Origin of the sequence: Desulfofundulus australicus DSM 11792, from assembly GCF_900129285.1 — a bacterium.
Lineage (GTDB): Bacteria > Bacillota > Desulfotomaculia > Desulfotomaculales > Desulfovirgulaceae > Desulfofundulus > Desulfofundulus australicus.
On sequence record NZ_FQUW01000046.1, the window covers coordinates 1 to 18826 of the forward strand.

20 protein-coding genes, 1 pseudogene and 1 riboswitch are annotated in these 18826 nt (G+C 53.3%); of the genes and pseudogenes, 4 read left to right on the forward strand and 17 right to left on the reverse strand.

Translation table 11 applies throughout. The annotated features are described in order from the left end of the window. Positions 1–199 (reverse strand): annotated as a pseudogene (locus tag BUB44_RS13535) (ISLre2 family transposase); the annotation flags it as partial. Between the two features lie 200 nt (positions 200–399). On the opposite strand from BUB44_RS13535, the gene gpr reads away from it, so the two are divergent. After that, a complete protein-coding gene (gene gpr / locus BUB44_RS13540; RefSeq protein ID WP_073167248.1) occupies positions 400–1374 on the forward strand; it encodes a GPR endopeptidase in 975 nt (324 codons plus the stop codon). Between the two features lie 116 nt (positions 1375–1490). Here the strand turns inward: gpr and BUB44_RS13545 are convergent, their stop codons facing one another. Both BUB44_RS13545 and recG read right to left on the reverse strand, forming a co-directional pair. Next, on the reverse strand, positions 1491–1748 hold the full coding sequence (locus tag BUB44_RS13545) for an alpha/beta-type small acid-soluble spore protein (RefSeq protein ID WP_027356684.1): 258 nt from the start codon (positions 1746–1748) through the stop codon (positions 1491–1493). A 208-nt stretch (positions 1749–1956) separates the two neighbouring features. After that, complete coding sequence (gene recG / locus BUB44_RS13550) at positions 1957–4029, reverse strand: ATP-dependent DNA helicase RecG (RefSeq protein ID WP_073167254.1); 2073 nt, start codon at positions 4027–4029, stop codon at positions 1957–1959. A gap of 171 nt (positions 4030–4200) precedes the next feature. Here recG and rpmB point away from each other — a divergent pair, with 171 nt between their 5' ends. Further along, positions 4201–4392 carry a 50S ribosomal protein L28 gene (rpmB, locus tag BUB44_RS13555; RefSeq protein ID WP_027356682.1) on the forward strand — a complete coding sequence of 64 codons (192 nt, stop codon included), beginning with the start codon at positions 4201–4203 and terminating at the stop codon, positions 4390–4392. Positions 4393–4442: 50 nt separating this feature from the next. On the opposite strand, the gene BUB44_RS13560 is transcribed toward rpmB, so the two are convergent. The 5 genes from BUB44_RS13560 to ribD form a co-directional block, all read right to left on the reverse strand. After that, positions 4443–5486 (reverse strand): nicotinate phosphoribosyltransferase, encoded by a 1044-nt coding sequence (locus BUB44_RS13560; protein ID WP_073167257.1) that lies wholly within the window; start codon positions 5484–5486, stop codon positions 4443–4445. Positions 5487–5504: 18 nt separating this feature from the next. After that, the gene (gene ribH / locus BUB44_RS13565; protein ID WP_073167260.1) at positions 5505–5972 is read right to left on the reverse strand and encodes a 6,7-dimethyl-8-ribityllumazine synthase; all 468 of its coding nucleotides are present in this window, start codon (positions 5970–5972) and stop codon (positions 5505–5507) included. A gap of 67 nt (positions 5973–6039) precedes the next feature. Then, entirely contained in the window at positions 6040–7257 is a 1218-nt protein-coding gene (locus BUB44_RS13570) for a bifunctional 3,4-dihydroxy-2-butanone-4-phosphate synthase/GTP cyclohydrolase II (RefSeq protein ID WP_073167263.1), read from the reverse strand. Between the two features lie 19 nt (positions 7258–7276). Then, positions 7277–7942: a riboflavin synthase gene (locus BUB44_RS13575; protein WP_027356678.1), complete on the reverse strand. Its 666-nt coding sequence runs from the start codon at positions 7940–7942 to the stop codon at positions 7277–7279. Beyond that, the gene (ribD, locus tag BUB44_RS13580) at positions 7942–9033 is read right to left on the reverse strand and encodes a bifunctional diaminohydroxyphosphoribosylaminopyrimidine deaminase/5-amino-6-(5-phosphoribosylamino)uracil reductase RibD (protein ID WP_073167287.1); all 1092 of its coding nucleotides are present in this window, start codon (positions 9031–9033) and stop codon (positions 7942–7944) included. The genes BUB44_RS13575 and ribD overlap by 1 nt, the downstream gene beginning before the upstream one ends. 124 nt (positions 9034–9157) lie before the next feature. Next, positions 9158–9311: riboswitch (FMN riboswitch) on the reverse strand. 220 nt (positions 9312–9531) lie between these two features. Here ribD and BUB44_RS13585 point away from each other — a divergent pair. Further along, the gene (locus BUB44_RS13585) at positions 9532–11478 is read left to right on the forward strand and encodes an acetate--CoA ligase (protein ID WP_073167266.1); all 1947 of its coding nucleotides are present in this window, start codon (positions 9532–9534) and stop codon (positions 11476–11478) included. A gap of 68 nt (positions 11479–11546) precedes the next feature. Here BUB44_RS13585 and BUB44_RS13590 read toward each other — a convergent pair whose 3' ends face one another. The 4 genes from BUB44_RS13590 to BUB44_RS13605 form a co-directional block, all read right to left on the reverse strand. After that, positions 11547–12185 carry a GntR family transcriptional regulator gene (locus BUB44_RS13590; protein ID WP_034634773.1) on the reverse strand — a complete coding sequence of 213 codons (639 nt, stop codon included), beginning with the start codon at positions 12183–12185 and terminating at the stop codon, positions 11547–11549. A gap of 140 nt (positions 12186–12325) precedes the next feature. Beyond that, positions 12326–12958 (reverse strand): CBS and ACT domain-containing protein, encoded by a 633-nt coding sequence (locus BUB44_RS13595; RefSeq protein WP_027356675.1) that lies wholly within the window; start codon positions 12956–12958, stop codon positions 12326–12328. A 219-nt stretch (positions 12959–13177) separates the two neighbouring features. Beyond that, positions 13178–13363 (reverse strand): aspartyl-phosphate phosphatase Spo0E family protein, encoded by a 186-nt coding sequence (locus BUB44_RS13600; protein ID WP_073167269.1) that lies wholly within the window; start codon positions 13361–13363, stop codon positions 13178–13180. A gap of 50 nt (positions 13364–13413) precedes the next feature. Further along, positions 13414–13650: a transposase family protein gene (locus tag BUB44_RS13605; protein WP_131821636.1), complete on the reverse strand. Its 237-nt coding sequence runs from the start codon at positions 13648–13650 to the stop codon at positions 13414–13416. A gap of 184 nt (positions 13651–13834) precedes the next feature. On the opposite strand from BUB44_RS13605, the gene BUB44_RS13610 reads away from it, so the two are divergent. Further along, positions 13835–14638 carry a LexA family protein gene (locus BUB44_RS13610; protein ID WP_165611053.1) on the forward strand — a complete coding sequence of 268 codons (804 nt, stop codon included), beginning with the start codon at positions 13835–13837 and terminating at the stop codon, positions 14636–14638. 72 nt (positions 14639–14710) lie between these two features. On the opposite strand, the gene BUB44_RS13615 is transcribed toward BUB44_RS13610, so the two are convergent. From BUB44_RS13615 to BUB44_RS13635, 5 genes are all read right to left on the reverse strand, one after another. Continuing rightward, the gene (locus tag BUB44_RS13615) at positions 14711–14902 is read right to left on the reverse strand and encodes a hypothetical protein (RefSeq protein WP_073167277.1); all 192 of its coding nucleotides are present in this window, start codon (positions 14900–14902) and stop codon (positions 14711–14713) included. Between the two features lie 178 nt (positions 14903–15080). After that, the gene (locus tag BUB44_RS13620; RefSeq protein ID WP_073167280.1) at positions 15081–15863 is read right to left on the reverse strand and encodes an enoyl-CoA hydratase-related protein; all 783 of its coding nucleotides are present in this window, start codon (positions 15861–15863) and stop codon (positions 15081–15083) included. Between the two features lie 41 nt (positions 15864–15904). Then, the gene (locus BUB44_RS13625) at positions 15905–16762 is read right to left on the reverse strand and encodes a 3-hydroxybutyryl-CoA dehydrogenase (protein ID WP_073167282.1); all 858 of its coding nucleotides are present in this window, start codon (positions 16760–16762) and stop codon (positions 15905–15907) included. A 62-nt stretch (positions 16763–16824) separates the two neighbouring features. After that, entirely contained in the window at positions 16825–18117 is a 1293-nt protein-coding gene (locus BUB44_RS13630; protein WP_073167284.1) for an acetyl-CoA C-acetyltransferase, read from the reverse strand. A 15-nt stretch (positions 18118–18132) separates the two neighbouring features. Continuing rightward, on the reverse strand, positions 18133–18826 hold a 694-nt coding region (locus tag BUB44_RS13635; RefSeq protein WP_073163676.1), incomplete at its 5' end, for an electron transfer flavoprotein subunit alpha/FixB family protein.

The window sequence follows — 18826 nt, forward strand, 5'->3', positions numbered from 1 at the left end:
CCGCTCGTTCATTCCGGTGCTGCCTTACATAGTCATCAGCAGCTTCCAATACTTCCTTGCATATATTACGGCCCAATTCATTGAGCACGTCTTGCAGCTCAAGCTGAAACCTTGGATAATCAATCCCCTTCTCAAGTTTCTCAAAAATTAAAGTGGCTACTTGCAGGAAACTGTTATATACGTGCTGAATTATCTTCATGAGAGTGCACCTCCGAGTTTCCGATCCTTCGGTTACTCGCCCTTCCTAGGCGGTGCACTCTCCTTTCTATTTCCTACCGCCTTTTTCCTTCTTCAATTTCCTACAGTAACTTTACACTAAGAATATGTAGCGTATAATCCTTCTCCAACCGGAAAATATATCTTTGAAAGTGATAAGAATTAAAGTAGGGGGCGGCTATTTTGCTTATTGAACTTTTTCGCTCCTACGGCGTAAATCTCGATCTGGCATTGGAAGCGCGGGAGATAGTCCGGGGGGAAACGGGGCAGGAAATTCCCGGTGTCAGGGTGGACCGGGAAAGATTTGACCACGGGGAAGTAACCATTGTACATATAGTGGAAAAGACTGCCGAAAACATCATGGGTAAACCTGTGGGGACGTATATAACCATCGAGGCTCCTGCATTGAGGGAAAACAATCCCACCGCTCATCATGAAATAAGCCAGATCCTGGCCCGGCAGTTAGAAAAATTCGTGAACCATATTCCTGAACACGGCAATATCCTGCTGGTCGGCCTGGGAAACTGGCGGGCTACCCCTGATTCTCTGGGACCCAAAGTTATCGAAAAGAGCCTTGTAACCAGGCATTTATATAACTATGCCCCCCAGGAATTAAAGGGCGGGATGCGCTCCGTCAGTGCCCTGGCACCGGGAGTCCTGGGGTTAACGGGTATAGAAACGGCTGAAATAATTAAGGGTGTAGTGGATAAAATTCATCCGGAATTAATTATTGCCATAGATTCCCTGGCCGCCCGCAACGTATCCCGCATCTGCACAACCATCCAGATAGCCGATACGGGTATAAGCCCGGGCTCCGGCATTGGTAATCAACGGGCCGGAATTAACAGGGAGAGCATGGGTGTGCCGGTAATTGCCATCGGGGTACCAACTGTAGTACATGCTGCCATCATCAGCCAGGATACCATTAATGCTTATTTGGAACAGCTACAGGCCGTGCCCGCAAATGTGAATTTTAATCCCGCCCTGGCCCGGCGCGCCATTGAAAAAATCCTGGAACCTTTTGGCGGCAACCTTACCGTAACTCCCAAAGAAATAGATTCTTTAATTGCCACCACGGCCAAGGTTATAGCAGGAGCAATTTCCCTGGCCCTGCATCCAGGCTTGACGGAGGATGACTACAGCTATTACCTTCATTAAGAAAATTGTCCCTGCCGGGGGCCCAACCAACAGGGAGCCGGATACTTGCTCATCCTTGAAGTTGGGCCCCTCGATAGGGAACAGTATAAGACAGAGAGCTCATACCTTAACCTCCGTTAAGGAGTGGTGCGAGCGTTGGTTACCTGAGGAGTCGGAGGCTGGGTACCGCTGGCCAGGCTTTGCTCATAAGCGGCAATCATCTTCCGGACCATGTTACCGCCAATGGCACCGTTTACCCGGGAAGGCAGGTCGCCCATGTAACCGCTCTGGGGAACCTGAATTCCCAGTTCAGCAGCAGTTTCCCACTTAAACTGCTCCATAGCCGCGGCGGCCTGGGGAAGAATCAATTTGTTCCGCTTTTGCCCTAACGCCATTTATGTCACCTCCTTACCTTTGAGCTACTCTTATTATGACCTTAACGCAACTGATTATGTCTAGAACATTTTACCCCACCACTTCACTTTAACCCCTAAAACACAAGGGTTTTTAAGAAAGGATATTGCCTTGATCTGTCTTGGTTTGACCTTCCTTAAATAAAGCATAAATTTGCAAAGAAAAAAGCCTTTAACAGGCTCAAACTTTTTAACCAATATCCAGATATCCGGCTTTTTCTCCAAATCTTATACGCATTTCCCGGGCCAGGAGGCGATGTTCCGGCGCCTTTAGTTCGGGATCTTTTTTTATCAGGGCCACTGCTTCCTCCCGGGCAAGCTGCAGGGCACGCCAGTCCCGGATCAGGTCGGCCACCTTAAATTCGGGCAGCCCCGACTGCCTGGTACCGGCAAATTCCCCCGGCCCCCTTAACTGCAGATCCTTTTCGGCCAGGGCAAAACCATCGGTGGTGGAGGTCATGGCCTGTAACCTGAAACGGGCCTCTTCAGTATTGCTGTCAGAAATAAGGATACAGTAAGAACGGGCTTTTCCCCGCCCCACCCTCCCCCGCAACTGGTGCAGCTGGGCCAGCCCAAAACGATCGGCATCCAGGATTACCATTACTGTGGCGGTGGGTACGTCCACCCCGACCTCTACCACAGTGGTGGTCACCAGCACCTGGATCTGACCTGTGCGAAAGGCCTCCATAACCTCTTCCTTTTCCCCCGGTTTTAACCGTCCGTGGAGCAAACCTATCCTGCACCCGGCCAGGGGACCCCGGGAGAGTTCCTCCACCAGCTCCACGGCAGCCCGCACATCAATCTTCTCGGATTCTTCCACCAGGGGACAAACCACATAAGCCTGTCCCCCCTTTTCCACTTCCCTTTGCACCAGGCCGTAAACCCGTGGGAGATAAGAAGAAGGAAGAACATAGGTTTGAACAGGCTGCCGCCCGGGGGGAAGCTGGGAAATGGTGCTTACCTCCAGATCTCCATAAAGGGTTAGTGCCAGCGTACGGGGTATGGGTGTAGCCGTCATGACCAGCACATCGGGGCAGTGCCCTTTATATTGCAGTTTGGCCCGCTGCCGTACCCCAAAACGATGTTGTTCATCAATAACCACCAGAGCCAGAGCTTTAAACTGTACCTTCTCCTGAATCAGGGCCTGAGTACCCACGACCAGGGGTATTTCCCCACTGGCCAGACCGCTTAGAATTTTTTCTCTTTCTTTCTTTTTCATACTCCCGGAAAGCAGACCGACTTCAATTCCTAAAGGAGCCAGATCTCTGGAGAGAGTAAGGTAATGCTGCTCGGCCAGGATTTCCGTGGGCACCATTAACGCTCCCTGCAGCCCGCTTCCCACCGCCCGGAGCAGGGCCAGGGTACTGACCACTGTCTTTCCCGCCCCCACATCTCCCTGCAACAGCCGGTTCATGGGCCAGGGAGCATCCATGTCGGCTTTGATTTCTTCCCACGCCTGCTGCTGGGCGTCCGTCAGGGTAAAGGGCAGGCTGGAAAGGAAACTCTCCACCAGGTTCCTGCGATCATGGTAACGGTGCGGCTTCATCCTTCTGGTATTCTGCCTGCGCCTCAGGGCCAGGAGAAGCTGGAGCAAAAACAGCTCTTCAAAAATAAAACGTTTTCTCGCCCTGATAGCTTCCTTTTCGACGGCGGGAAAATGGATCTGCCGCAGGGCACTGGCAAGATCGGGCAGGGAAAACTTTTGCCGTATTTCCGGCGGGAGAAAATCATGGATATGAGGCAGCCATTCGTCCAGAGCAAGGCTGACCAAAGAACGCATGAGCCGCTGGCTCAACTGTTCTGTAAGCGGGTAAACAGGAATCAAGCCGCTTTGAGGCGCCCGGGTTTCGCCATCCAGCAACTCATAATCGGTTACCAGCAGCTGGACTTCGCCAAAACGGCGCTCGATCTTCCCTGTAACCTGGATACGGCTCCCGGAAGCCAGCATTTTTTTTATGTAACGCTGGTTGAACCATACAGCAATAAAATACCCCCCCGGCTCCTGGATCTGGACCCTGGTAACCCAGAGCCCGGGCCTGGGATTAAGTTCGCTGACCCCGAGCACCCTGCCCTGCAGGGTAGCCTGTTCCCCGTGGGCACAGGCACTGGATGGCTTTACTGTACGTTCCCGGTATTCCCGGGGAAAATGATAAAGTAAATCCTTTACAGTTTTAATTCCCAGTTTCTTCAGCAGGGCAAAGCGGCGCGGGCCAACCATCTTTAAATATTGCACGGGATAGCACTCATAACCGGTTTCAACCATGAATTACTTTAAATTATATACCCCCTTGGACACCTGCCGCAGCAGCGGCAGGTCTCATCGGCACTTACTGAATCTGCGAGAAAATCCGGATCACACCGGATGTTTTACCTTGCACAGCAAGGGCATTTTTGCTAGAATTTAAGAGTGGTCTAGAAAAAGGAGGTGGCATTCTTGGCCAGAAAATGCGCTATCTGCGGTAAAGGCGTGGTGGTGGGGATGCAGGTTAGCCACTCCCACATCCGGACCAAAAGGACCTGGCAGCCCAATTTACAGCGGGTAAGGGCGCTGGTTAACGGTACCCCCAGGAGAATACTGGTCTGCACCCGTTGCCTGCGCAGCGGAAAGGTGCAGAGGGCAATTTAACAAAGCGGCTTTTACAAGCCGTTTTTTATTTTTCAGGCCCGGGATAAGGTCTAAAGAATCCTTTGCAGGCGGGGACTGGGGGTAATACCGGGTATGCGCCCCCGCTTGGCAACGGGTTTGCCGGTAACCTCTTTCAAATCCATGGTCATATCTATCGGTGCGGCACCGGAGATATAGCTCCCCACCCCGAAAGAATCAGCCCCTGCCTGGCTTAGTAACTGGATGCGCTCGGGAGTCAGGCCGCCGCTCACCAGTATCTCCACGTGGTTGTATCCTGCCTGATCCAGGCGGGCACGTACCTCTTTGACCAGCGCGGGAGTAACTCCCCCCCGCTCGCCGGGAGTATCCAGCCTTATGGCTGCCAGGTCTTTCCCCAGGACCCGGGCCACCCGCAGGGCCTCTTCCGCCTCATCTTTAAAGGTATCCACCAGCACAATTACCGGCGTCCCTTGAGGCATGGTCCGCTGGTAAGCCAGGGCTACCTCCACGGTATCCCCTACGATGAGCATAACGGCATGGGGCAGCGTTCCCACAGGTTCCTGACCGGCCAGCTTGGCTCCCAAAATACAGCTGGCCCCGTCGGCACCCCCCACGATTGCCGCCCTCTCCATGACCGGGGCCACCGCCGGGTGGACATGCCGGGCTCCAAAACAAACCACCCGTTTGTTACCCGCAGCTTCCCGGCATTTCCTGGCTGCCGTAGCCCAGCCGCTGGAGCTGGCCAGTATGCCCAGGATAGCCGTTTCGTAAATGCCGAAGCGGTCGTAGGGACCGTGGATGCGCATAACCACTTCCTTTTCCCCGAACCACTCTCCCTCGGGTAGGGACCAGACCTCCACCCCCGTCCCGGCCAGGAGAGTTTTCACCTCCGGTACCCCGGCCAGCACACCCTCCCTACCGGCAAAAATTTCAGCTGTTACTTCCGTTCCGTCAAGGCCCATGGCCCGTAGAATTTCCCTGGTTTTGATAAAGTAAATATCGGTTGTCCAGCCGGCCATAATTTCCTGGTTGCTGGCGGAAAAAAGCCTTTCACCGGGTGTAACCCGAAAATCAGCCACTTCTTTTAAATTTTGTATTGTGCGTGGTGACTCCACCGGTATGCCTCCTTCTCATTAGCCAAGGCTGCGCATGAGGTTGGCCATTTCAATAGCCCCCACCGCAGCATCCCAACCTTTGTTACCAGCCTTGGTTCCCGCACGTTCTATAGCCTGTTCGAGGGTATCGGCAGTAATTATACCGAATATCACCGGCACACCGGAATCCAGCCCCACTTTGGCCACTCCCTTGGCCACCTCGGCAGCCACATAGTCGAAATGGGGTGTGGCCCCGCGGATCACCGCCCCCAGGCAGATTATGGAGTCAAAGCGCTGTGCAGCCACCAGGCGCCTGGCCACCAGGGGAATTTCAAAGGCCCCCGGCACCCAGGCAATCTCTATATCCTGATCCGCCACACCGTGCCGGTGCAGGGCATCGAGAGCCCCCGTTAAAAGCTTGTTGGTGATAAACTCGTTGAAACGTCCCACCACCAGGCCGAAACGCAGGCCCTGGCCAATCAAGTGTCCCTCGTATACTTTAGGCATCATGCTACTCCTTTCCATATTGAGGTGCCTGTCTTCCCGTAATTAAGGCCGCACAGGAATAAGTATTTTAGCTCACCTCATCGGCTATACTGAGCAGGTGACCCAGTTTTTTTCTTTTTGTTGCCAGGTAGAAGCGGTTATATTTATTGGGAGATATCTCAATGGGTACCCTGGCCACCACTTCCAGGCCATAGCCCTCCAGGCCGGCAATCTTCCGCGGGTTATTGGTCAACAAACGAATTTTCTTGAGCCCGAGATCAACCAGAATTTGAGCCCCGATACCATAATCCCGCAGGTCGGGAGGGAATCCCAGAGCTTCGTTGGCTTCCACCGTATCCTTACCCTGATCCTGCAGCTTATAAGCCCGGATCTTGTTTAAAAGACCTATACCGCGGCCTTCCTGCCGCATATAGAGTAACACACCTACTCCTTCCCTGGCAATCATTTGCATGGCCCGGACGAGCTGATCTCCACAATCACAGCGGGTGGAACCCAGGACGTCTCCGGTCAGGCACTCGGAATGAACCCGTACCAGGGGGGCTTCCACCTGACTTAAATCCCCCTTAACCAGGGCCAGATGACCTTTACCATCCAGCAGGCTTTCATAAGCTACGGCAGTAAACTCACCATATTTGGTGGGCAGGCGGGCAGAATCCACGCGGCGGACCAGTTTTTCTGTACGCCGCCGGTACCTGATTAAATCGGCAATGGTAATGATCTTCAAGCCGTGCTGCCGGCAGAAAGCCATTAATTCAGGCACCCGGGCCATGGTACCGTCTTCCTTCATAATCTCACAAATTACCCCTGCCGGGTACAATCCAGCCAGCCGGGCCAGATCTACTGCTGCTTCGGTATGGCCGGCCCGGCGCAGCACCCCGCCCTCCCGGGCACGCAGGGGGAAGATGTGTCCCGGGCGACGCAAATCTTCGGGCCGGGTAGCCGGATCCAGAATAGCCCTGACGGTCTGTGCCCGCTCATAAGCGGAAATACCTGTACTGGTGTCCTTGTGGTCCACAGATACAGTAAAAGCGGTACCATGCTTGTCAGTACTGTGGGTAACCATAAGCGGTAAATCCAGTTCATCCGCCCGCTCATTGGTTATGGGCATACAGATCAGTCCCCGGGCATGGGTGGCCATAAAATTAATAGCCTCGGGAGTAACTTTTTCCGCCGCCATGATGACATCGCCTTCATTTTCCCGATCCTCGTCATCCACAACGACCACCATTTTGCCCTGGCGGATATCCTCGATGGCCTCTTCTACAGAGTTAAAACGAAATTCCATTGCTCCTTCACTCTCCTGTCTATCTGGTTATAAATCCATGTTCAGCCAGAAAATCCAGGGTAATCCCGGAGGACCTGCCCCGGATCTGCCCCGGGGCGGGCAGATTTAAAAATCTTTCTACATACTTCCCTATAATGTCCGTTTCCAGGTTCACCAGATCTCCCCTTTTTTTAGCACCCAGAATGGTATGCCGGGCGGTATGGGGGATCAGGGAAACTAAAAAGCTCTCCTCATCCACATCCACCACCGTTAAACTGGTGCCATCGACAGCCACCGAACCTTTTTTTACTATATATCTCAATACTTCCGGTGCAGCACCAATAGTTAACAGGATAGCTATATCATGTTCCTGGCGGCGTAAAACCTGACCCACACCATCAATATGCCCGGTCACCAGGTGGCCACCCAGCCGGTCACCCAGGCGCAAAGCCCTTTCCAGGTTGACCCGATCTCCCGGCTGCAGGTGTCCCAAATTGGTCCGGGCCAGGGTTTCGGCCATAACGTCTACCGTAAATGATGAACGGGTGAAGGATACCACTGTCAGGCAAACACCATTTACGGCCACACTATCTCCCAGCTCCAGATTGCCCGGTATCCTGGCCGCCTCCACCGTCAACCGGGCGGAATCCTTTCCCCGGCTTATATGGCGCAAAACCCCAATTTCCTCAACCAGCCCGGTGAACATCAAACTGCACCCCCGTCGTTCACATATCCCTCCACGCAGAAATCCTCCCCGTAGCGGGTAATAAGGACATCTCTTAAACGCACTGCTTCGGACAGCCGGGCCGGACCTTCCCCGCCCACAGGACCGGGTGCACTGCTCCCACCAATAATCAGGGGAGCAATGAACCAGATTACCTTATCCACCAGGCGCGATTCCAGAAAAGACGCATGAATCCGGCTGCCACCTTCCACCAGCACGCTGGTTATTTCCCGGCGGGCCAGCTCCTTCATTAAGGCGACCAGGTCCACCCCGGGTCCCGGGCCGGGCACCACCAGCACCCGGGCCCCGGCATCTTCCAGGCGACGACGGTTTTCTTCGGGCGCCTTTTCCGTAACGGCCACAATGGTTGGTGCCGGGGATTCCTGGGTGATCACCCGGGCACCGGGAGGAGTACGGGCCATGCTGTCCACAATGACCCGCACCGGATCCCTGCCTTCCCGATCCGGAAGACGGGTGGTTAAAGAAGGGTTGTCCTTGAGTACGGTATTAATACCCACCAGGATCGCATCATAACGATCCCTTAAATAATGAACGGCCAGCCGGGCCTGCGAACCGGTGATCCAGCGGGATTCCCCGGTGCGGGTAGCTATTTTACCGTCCAGGCTCATGGCCGCTTTTAACACCACAAAGGGACTGCGGGTGGTAATGTACTTCACAAAAACCTCATTCAACCTGCGGGCCTCCTCTTCCAGCACACCTACCGTTACCTCGACCCCGGCCCGGCGCAACCTTTCCACCCCCCGGCCGGCCACAAGGGGGTTGGGATCGACCATGGCGGTTACCACCCGCTTAACACCGGCAGCCAGAATGGCCTCGGTACAGGGACCCGTACGTCCCTGGTGGCAGCAAGGCTCCAGGGTAACATACAGGGTTGCCCCTTCCGCCCGTTCACCAGCTTCCCTCAAGGCGTGAATTTCAGCATGGGGAGTTCCGGCCCGGGCATGATAACCCCGGCCAACCACCTGACCATCTTTTACCAGCACAGCTCCCACCATGGGGTTGGGGCTGGTTCTGCCCATTGCTTTTTTGGCCAGGTCCAGGGCCATTCGCATGTAATATACGTCCAATGCCCTCACCCTGTAAAAGAAAATAGAAAAGCCCTGATCCGGTGATAACCTTCAGGGCTAACAGGCATAAAAAGGAGCTTTCCTGCTTTTCTCTGGAAAAGCAGAATCACTATGCCTTCTCCCATCCAGACTTTTACTGTCGGCTCTGGCCTTTCACCAGATCAACCCTGCAACATGCGTGATGGTGCAGGGCTCGCGGGCTCGGAAGGTCATCCGCCCTCCATACCGCCGGTAGGGAATTTCACCCATCCCCGAAGGCTTTTTAACTCTTTAATTTTTAGAACTCTAAGGCTATTATAGGCCTGTTTGCTGCCGGTGTCAATATTGGCCGGATAAACGACGCGGCTCGATCCATTCGCTCTGGCTATAAATCCACTCACACTCAAAAAAATACATCACGCCGGAATATTCTTAATCTTTCCCCTATTTTCAATTTATATTAAGAGTAAACCAAGTTCGTATGGTTAAGGGGAGGTAATGCGAATGGCGGAAAAAATGGGTACCGGAATGGTTCCCCCGCAGGTAAAAGCTTTCATCGACTGGGCAGCCAGGGATCCGGAAGGTTTCTGGGCAGAAGCTGCCAATAAAGCAGCTCATGATATTTACTGGTTCAAAAAGTGGGACAAGGTGTTCACCTGGAATTACCCCACCTTTCAGTGGTTCTCCGGTGGGCTGACCAATATTTGTTACAACTGCGTGGACTATAAGGTCAAAAGAGGGAAGGCAGGCCGGGCTGCATTTATTGCCGAGTCAGGGGAAACCGGCGAAGTAAGGGTAATAACCTACGGCCAGCTTCTTTCCCTGGTAAAACAGTATGCTGCAGCGTTAAGAGGCCTGGGGGTGAAAAAAGGCGACCGGGTAGCCATCTACATGCCCACCGGCATCGAATCGGTTACCGCCATGCTGGCCTGTGCCCGTATTGGAGCCATCCACGTGGTTATCTTTGCTGGATTTTCTGCCGGGGCAGTGGCCGATCGCCTGCAGATCACCGGTGCCAGGTATCTCCTTACCCAGGACGAGGGCCTGCGGCGGGGCAAACCAGTTCCCCTTAAGGGCATAATTGACGAAGCCCTGGCCATGTGTCCCGAAGACCTGATCCAAAAAGTAGTGGTTTTACAGAAAAATAAGGCACAATCACCACCGATGAAGGCCGGGCGCGACATTTTCTGGGATGAGTTTCTGGCTCTCGGTGAAGGCCAGAGTGCAGAAGTAGAATTGATGGAAGCAAACGAACCCCTCTTCCTGCTTCCCACATCCGGCACCACCGCCAAACCCAAGGTTACCGTGCAGAAACATGGCGGTTATCAGGTTTATATTTACTCCATGGCCAAGTGGATTTACGCTTTGCAGGAAGAGGACGTCTGGTTCTGCACCTCGGACATCGGATGGATTGTGGGGCACAGTTATAACGTCTACGGTCCTCTCCTGGTGGGCGCTACCAGCGTTCTTTACGAAGGAACTCCCGACTACCCGCGCCCGGATATGTGGTGGGATATCATCGAACGGAATAAAGTTACGGCCGTGTGGACATCCCCCACCGGGGTACGGGGCCTGATGAAGCTGGGTATTGAACACGCCAAAAAACACGATCTTTCCACGGTCAGCCGGGTATTCTGCGCGGGAGAAGTCCTGAACCCCGCTGCCTGGAGCTGGCTGCAGGAACAGGTTTTTGAAAATAAAATCCCCGTTATGGACCATATGTGGCAGACCGAGACTTCCGGCCCCATCTTCGCCAACCCGTACGGGCTGGGTATGATTCCTATAAAACCGGGCTCGGCAGGTATCCCCGTACCCGGCATCATTGCGGAAATTGTTGATGATAAGGATGGAAAGCCCGCCGCTCCCGGTGAAAAAGGGATTGTTACCATCCTAAGACCCTTCCCGGGACTGACCTCCACCCTCTGGAACAATGAAGAGGGTTACCAGAAGGAATACTGGGAGCGACTGCCCTTTACCCAGGGCCGGTATTATTGCGGGGACGCCGCTTCTATGGACGAGGATGGGTACATCTGGTTTGCCGGTCGCTCCGATGAGGTAATCAAAATCGCCGCCCACAGGATTGGTACCATTGAAATTGAAAACGCCCTTATTTCCCACCCGGCAGTGGTAGAAGCAGGTGTCTCGGGAGTACCCGATGAACTCAAAGGAGAAGTGGCCTGCGCCTTCGTGGTCTTAAAGCAGGGCTACCAGCCCGGCGAAGAAATTAAGAAAGAATTAATAGCCCATGTGCGTAAAACCATGGGACCCATTGTCATCATCAGGGATATCCAGTTTGTAAACTCTTTACCCAAGACCCGCAGTGGTAAAATTATGCGCCGGGTTATGAGGTCCCTCTGGACGGGGAAAGAACTGGGCGACCTCTCAACCATTGAAGAAGAAGCATCCGTTGACGAAATCCGTGAAGCCATTAAGAAAATGCAGCAGGTTTAAAGTTGTATTGAATAATTAACCAGCTCTTAAAATTCAAGACCCCTTACCGCTTGCGGAAGGGGTCTATTTTATTGTTTTACCGCCGTACCGTTAACAAGGTGGTAAACCTGGTCTTTTAACTCCGGCGGGGCCAGAACAATCAATATATCATCAGCCTTTATTACCGTATCGGCCTGGGGTGAGAGGATCTCCTCACCTCCACGATAAATGGCCAGCACGGTGGACCCTGTTTGGGCCCGGAACTTCGCCTCGGCAAGGGATTTACCTACCAGGGGCGATGTGGGCAGCACCCGGATTTCTTCTATCCGCTGCAGGTTACCTGCCATCTTGAATGTATAATCCAGCAGCTCATTCATCAACTTTTCAATCTCGTTGTTAATCCGATCCCTTTCCCGTAAGAGGCGGTGCAGCCGTTCCTGCATATCCCTCAGGATCTGACGCTGCCCGCACTCCGCCAGGAAAGCCTCGGCCGCCTTTTGAGACTTTACCACCACCCCCACTCCCGGGGAAACCTGCACAATTCCCGTATCCTGCAGGAGGGTTAAAGCACGGCGGATGGTTTCCGGAGAAACGTTGTACTTGCCAGCCAGCGTGGAACGGCCGAAAATTTTTTGCCCCTCACGATATTCACCCCTGGCAATACGGGTGGCAATATCAATGGCTATGGTGGCATAACGGGATAAGACATGAGAGCCAGCGGATTCCATAAGGATCTTCTCCTTTACCGTTTGAATATAGTAATGCCCAACTAAAATTATAATGCAACGGTAGCAAAAAATTAATCAAAATTAATCCGGCTCCCCCAGGGAGCCGGACTTCTCCAAAACCAGAATTTCTCCCCGAACAACTAGCTAACAGATTTTACCTCATAACCTTGCTTCTGTAAATCATTAATCAGAGATTGGGGTTCCACAGTACTCAGGCGAAGCATGATTTGAACCCGCTGTTCTTCTTTTTCCCGGCAGGCCACACCAATAACATTGATCTGGTGCTCCCTTACAATGGCCAGAATATCGGCCAGGGCACCAATGCGATCGCTGGCTTCCAGCACCAGGCGGGTTCCTGCCTTACGCAGGCCAAAGATCCGGATTAGAGCGTCCAGAATATCAGTCTGGGTAATGATACCCACCAGCCTGTCCTCCTCCACTACGGGCAGGCTTCCAATTTTATGTTCCCGCATAATCAAAGACGCTTCTTCAATAGAACAATCGGGCCCTATAGTAATGGGGCTGGTTTTCATAACCTCCTTAACTACCATTTTAGATAACAGGTAATTCATCTCAAAAACACTCAGGGTGGTCGCGGGGGAGGGAGAAACGGTAAGCAAATCTCGTTCGGTAACCAGACCAACAAGCTGACCCTTGTCCACCACTGGCAGGTGCCTGATCCTGTTCTTCCTCATAATATTCAGCGCTTCCAGGATGGGAGTGCCCGAATTAATGCAGATAGGAGAGGTGCTCATATAGTCCCGTACAAACATATAAAACCCCCCGTCTGTAACCTTTCCATAAGTTATTATAGAATAATTATAGCATTACCCCGGGGGAAAGCAACGATAAAAATAACAAAAGCTGGTACACATTCTTACTTTTCTAGCCCATCTGACCCTAAATTCCAGACTTTTCCGGCTGCCGCCGCCGTCAATCAGCAGTGGCACAGGTAACGGGGGACAATTTCTGACTTGATTTATGCTGCGGATCTAATATTCTGAATATTTATTTCCTTTCTTTAGAGAAAATACTAATCGCTGGTATTGTACAATCAATCTATCCAGGTGCTGGCTCAAAAGAAGAATCTCCTCCCTGTCCTCCCTGCTCATCCCATTTAATCTCCGCCGCAGGTATTCAATCTGATCCTTTAAACTTAAACAATGATTAAAATCCAAGCCCTTCCCCCCTCAAAATTAAACAAAAAACCGTACCTGCAGCAACCATTTTATTTATTGTGATACGTATCGTAATTTATTTTGGCGGGGTCGGGTAATTTCCAATCCCTTGTTGGGAGGCCCAGCTTCAACATCCAGACCGAAACCGTTGCCCTGCCCACACCGAACAGGCGGGCCAGCTGGTCCAGGGTATACCCCTTTTCATAATAATAATGCTTAATTAGACTTGCCACCGGCTGGCCAAACCTGGCTTCAACTTCGCCCATCTTGCTTCTACGCCCAACCACGTTATCACCCCGTATATAATGTTATCATTACGTTAACACCAGGGAAAAATATTTTGTAGAAAATGCCGGTTCACGCTATTTTTTCTAAAGTTATCACAATGACAACATGCTGTCAAGAGGTTTTTCCGAAATTCCAGGGAATAATATGCAACAGGTTGTAAACTTTGAAAACCCGGGTGGCATTATGAAAAATTATTACGAGGAAATAGGCAGGAGAATAAAAAAGGCCCGTGAAGACCGGGGACTCACCCAGGAACAGCTGGGTGAAAAACTGGGCTTTACCAAAACGGCCATCAATCTTTATGAGAAAGGAAAAAGGCGGATTTCCATAGATGATCTTAAACGTATCTCAGTGATTTTAGGCAAGCCCCTTTCTTTTTTTCTTGGAGAAAATATAAGCTCAATGGAAGCCATCAGAACGCTCATTCAAAAACCACTGGCCGACTTCCTGCCCATCAAGCAGGTACCCCTTTTTGAAACCATACGGGCAGCATTTAATGAAAGGGATATAGCCGGCTATATTAATATTGACAGGGAACTGGAAGCTGATTTTGCCTTTATAATAAAAGATGATAGCATGAGGGGGGCCGGAATTATTCCGGGAGATATCGCTATTTGCAAAAAGGCCGGGGCTGCAGAATCCGGCCAGCTAGCTGTCGTGCAGCTAAATAACGATGAGCTGGGAATAAGGTATGTTCTCTCCGAAGACGGCCGGTGGAAATTAAAGGCGGCCAACCCCCGGTATGAAGATATTTATCTCCGCCCCGGGGAAAACAGGGTCTATGGCCTGGTGGTGTTAATTCAGAAAAAACCGCCGGCCCTGGCGGAGGGAGCTTATACGAGCCAGAATGATGACTGGCTGCAGGTGAGGGAAGTTGCCGTAAAATACGGCATCAGCCCGGAAAAAGCCAAGCGATTGCTTGAATCCTTTGGCAAACTAATGGAAAACGAGCAGGGAAATATCACCGGAGATAGTAATGACAAATAAAGCACAAATACCTTCATTATCCTGGCTGAAACTGATATTTTACTTAACAAAATTGCTTTTCAAGAAAACTAATTAAAAAAGTCCGGGAAATGCAGGATGAACTGGATTCAAATAATTAATCAAGGAATATGCACCAACCAGAATTACCAACCCGAGTATCCAGAAGATAACTATTTTTCTATGATTCCAGGTAGTAAAGTCCCACAGGTAAAAGTATAAAAGCATGTAGGGACAGAGTACAAGGAAAAGCCAGGTTATGTCCATGAACTCCAGCCTCCCTCCACCATTGCTGCCCGTACCTGATTATTTTAAATTATACTATACTCCCGGAATAGAATACTACATCTCTAAATCAGAGGTGAATATGTAAAAAAATGCAGGCTGTTCTTTTTCAGCCTGCATTTTCACTTTTAAATTACCCGGGATGCTTATTTACCCAACCTTAACGTCCCTGGAATTGCGGCTTGCGCTTGTTTAAAAAGGCCGCAATACCTTCCTCCCGGTCAGCCGTGGCAAATACCAGCCCGAAAAGATCGGCCTCGTGGGCCAGGGCCTTTTCCAGATCCATTTCCAGCCCTTCATTCACGGCTTCCTTGGTCAGCCGCACGGCTACCGGCCCCCGGGCAGCAATGCGTTCGGCCATTCCCCGGCAGAAATTAAGCAGTTCTTCCGCCGGAACCACATGGTTCACCAGGCCGATACGCCGGGCGGTTTCGGCGTCAAGCATATCCGCCGTAAACAAAATCTCCTTGGCCAGGCCGGGATTGACCAGCCTGGTTAAACGCTGGGTTCCGCCGAAACCGGCAATCAGGCCCAGGTTGACCTCCGGTTGCCCGAATTTGGCCTTCTCCGAGGCCACCCGGATATCACATGCCATGGCCAGCTCGCAGCCACCCCCCAGGGCGTATCCGTTAATGGCAGCAATTACCGGCTTGGGCAGGTTCTCAATTTTGCTCAGCACCCTCTGCCCCAGCCGGGCAAAATTCCTGGCCTCCAGGGGGGTGAGCTTGCTCATGAAAGCAATATCGGCCCCGGCTACAAAAGCCTTCTCTCCCGCCCCGGTGATGATAATTACCCGGATGGCCTCATCTTCTGCCAGCTCGTCCACAGCACCCTCGATTTCCTTAAGCGTTTCGGCATTTAGCGCGTTCAATACCTGCGGCCGGTTGATGGTAAGCATGGCCAGCGGGCCATCTTTGTCCACCAGGATATTGTTCCAGGACATGTTCCTGCCTCCCTTCGTAGGTTGACTCCCGGGACGGGAAGTTACTGGTTATATACGTAGAATCCCCGGCCGGTCTTGCGGCCCAGCCAGCCGGCAGCCACGTATTTTTTCAGCAGCGGGCAGGGACGGTACTTGCTGTCGCCCAGCTCCCTGTGCAGCACTTCCATGATGTACAGGCAGGTATCCAGACCAATGAGGTCCGCCAGGGCCAGGGGTCCCATGGGGTGGTTCATACCCAGCTTCATGACCTGGTCCACCGCTTCGGGAGTGGCTATGCCTTCGTAAACACAGTAAATGGCTTCGTTGATCATGGGCAGGAGCACCCGGTTGGATACAAAACCCGGAGCATCGTTGACTTCCACGGGCACCTTGCCCATGCGCTCACTCATGGCCTTGACCACATTAAAGGTTTCATCGGAGGTAGCCAGCCCGCGGATAACTTCCACCAGCTTCATTACCGGCACCGGGTTCATAAAGTGCATGCCGATAACCTTCTCCGGCCTCTTTGTTACCGCGGCAATCTGGGTTATGGGCAAAGACGAAGTATTGGTGGCCAGGATGGTGTGGGAGGGACAGATTTCATCCAGTTGTTTGAAAATGCTGGACTTCACTTCCATATTTTCTATCGCCGCTTCAATGACCAGGTCCACGTCCTTAGCATCGGCCAGGCTGGTGGAAGGTGTTATGCGCGCCAGGATTTCCGCCTTCTGGTCTTCCTGCAGCCTTCCCTTGCTCACATCCCGGCTCAGGTTCTTTTCAATATTGCCCAGCCCCCGCCGGACAAATTCATCCTTAATGTCATTCAAGATAACCTGGCAGCCGGCCACTGCTGCCGCCACCTGGGCAATACCCGACCCCATCTGGCCGGCTCCGACAACCATTACTTTTTGCACATCCATAAGCCTTAAACCTCCCCGGTGATAGGTTTTTACAGCCAGTCTATTATCTAACAGGTATTTGTTTAAATGTTTTCCAGAACCATGGCCATTCCCTGGCCTCCACCTATGCACATGGTAACCAGGCCGGTGCCGAGATTTCTCCTCTTCATTTCGTGCATAATGGTAACCACCAGCCTGGCCCCGGTGCAGCCTATGGGGTGTCCCAGGGAAATACCGCTGCCCAGCGGGTTGGTTTTTTCCAGGCTGAGTCCGAGTTCCCTCATACAGGCCAGGGCCTGGGCGGCAAAGGCCTCATTCAGTTCCACCACGTCTATATCCCCGATGGTCAGTCCGGCCTTTTTCAGGGCTTTTCTGACGGCCGGAACCGGCCCGGTGCCCATGTAGGCGGGGTCCACACCGCCGGAGGCAAAGGATTTTATGGCCACCCAGGGCTTTAAGCCCAGTTCCTCCGCTTTTTCCCGGGACATGAGCACCACCGCCGCCGCCGCGTCGTTTATGCCCGAGGCGTTGCCCGCGGTCACTGTTCCATCGGGCCGGAAGACCGGGCGCAATTTGGCCATCTTTTCCATACTGGTATCCATGGGCCGCTCGTCGGTGTCAAAAAGCACCGGTTCGCCCTTCTTCTGGGGTACGGGTACGGGCACAATTTCTTGTTTGAAAAGCCCTTCCTTAATGGCGGCCCTGGCCCGCTGGTGGCTGAGCAGGCCCAGTTCATCCTGCTCCCGGCGGGTGATACCGTATTTGGCGGCGATGTTTTCCGCCGTATTACCCATGTGGTAGCCGTAGAAAATTTCCCACAGCCCGTCGTAAACCATCAGGTCAATACATTCGCCCCTGGCACCGACATCCATCCGGTACCCCCAGCGGGCCCGGGGCAGGATGTAAGGCGCCTGGCTCATGTTCTCCATGCCACCGGCCACCACCACCTCCGCCTCACCGGCTATGATGGCCTGGGCGCCCAGGGCAATGGCCTTCAGGCCCGAGCCGCAAACTTTATTTACCGTAAAAGCGGTGGATTCTTTGGGAATACCGGCATAAATGGCAGCCTGGCGGGCGGTATTCTGGCCGTTGCCGCCCTGGAGCACGTGCCCCATAATCACTTCGTCAACCTGTACTTCCTGCAGGGTATCATCCCACTCATAGTAATTGCGTTCCAGCTCCGTCGCCAGTTCACCCTTCAGGACATCGGGAGCGTAATCCAGAAGTTCCCGGCCGGAAACAGGTCTCAAACCGGCCCTTTTCAAGGCCTCTTTAATAACCAGGCTGCCCAGTTTGACCACCGGCACATCCTTTAGGGAACCGCCAAAGGCGCCGATGGCCGTACGTACCCCGCTGACAATTACTACTTCCTTCATCGTTCCCCTCCCCATTTACTCCTTGCCAAGGAGCTTTTTGAACTCCTGCGTCAGCAGGGGCACCACCTCGAAGAGGTCGCCCACAATACCGTAATCGGCCACCTTGAAGATGTTGGCTTCGGGGTCCTTGTTGATGGCCACAATCACCTTCGAGGAGCTCATCCCCGCCAGGTGCTGGATGGCTCCCGAAATGCCGCAGGCAATGTACAGCTGCGGGGATACGGTTTTGCCCGTCTGGCCCACCTGCATGCTGTGCGGCGCATAACCGGCATCCACCGCCGCCCGGGAGGCTCCCACCGCCGCACCCAGCACGTCCGCCAGTTCTTCCAGTATGCGGAAGTTCTCCGCCGCTTTCATGCCCCGGCCGCCGGATACGATGATGTCCGCTTCCGTAAGCTCCGGCCGGCTGGATACCTGCCGCACCACGTCCCTGACTATCTGCCGGATGTCGCCCGGTTCCGCGGCCACCGTCACCACTTCCGCCGCGCGCCCCGCCACGGGTTCCGGCACCGGCAGGGCGTTGGGCCTGATGGTGGCCATTACCGGCCGCGCTTCCGGTATCCGGGCCTGGACAAAGGCTTTGCCCGCGTATATGGGCCGGGTGAAGGTTATTTGCCCGTCCTGGAGTTCCACCCCCGTGCAGTCGGTGCAGAGACCCGCCTGCAGCCGCTGGGCCACCTGCGCCGCCAGGTCACGCCCCTGTACGGTG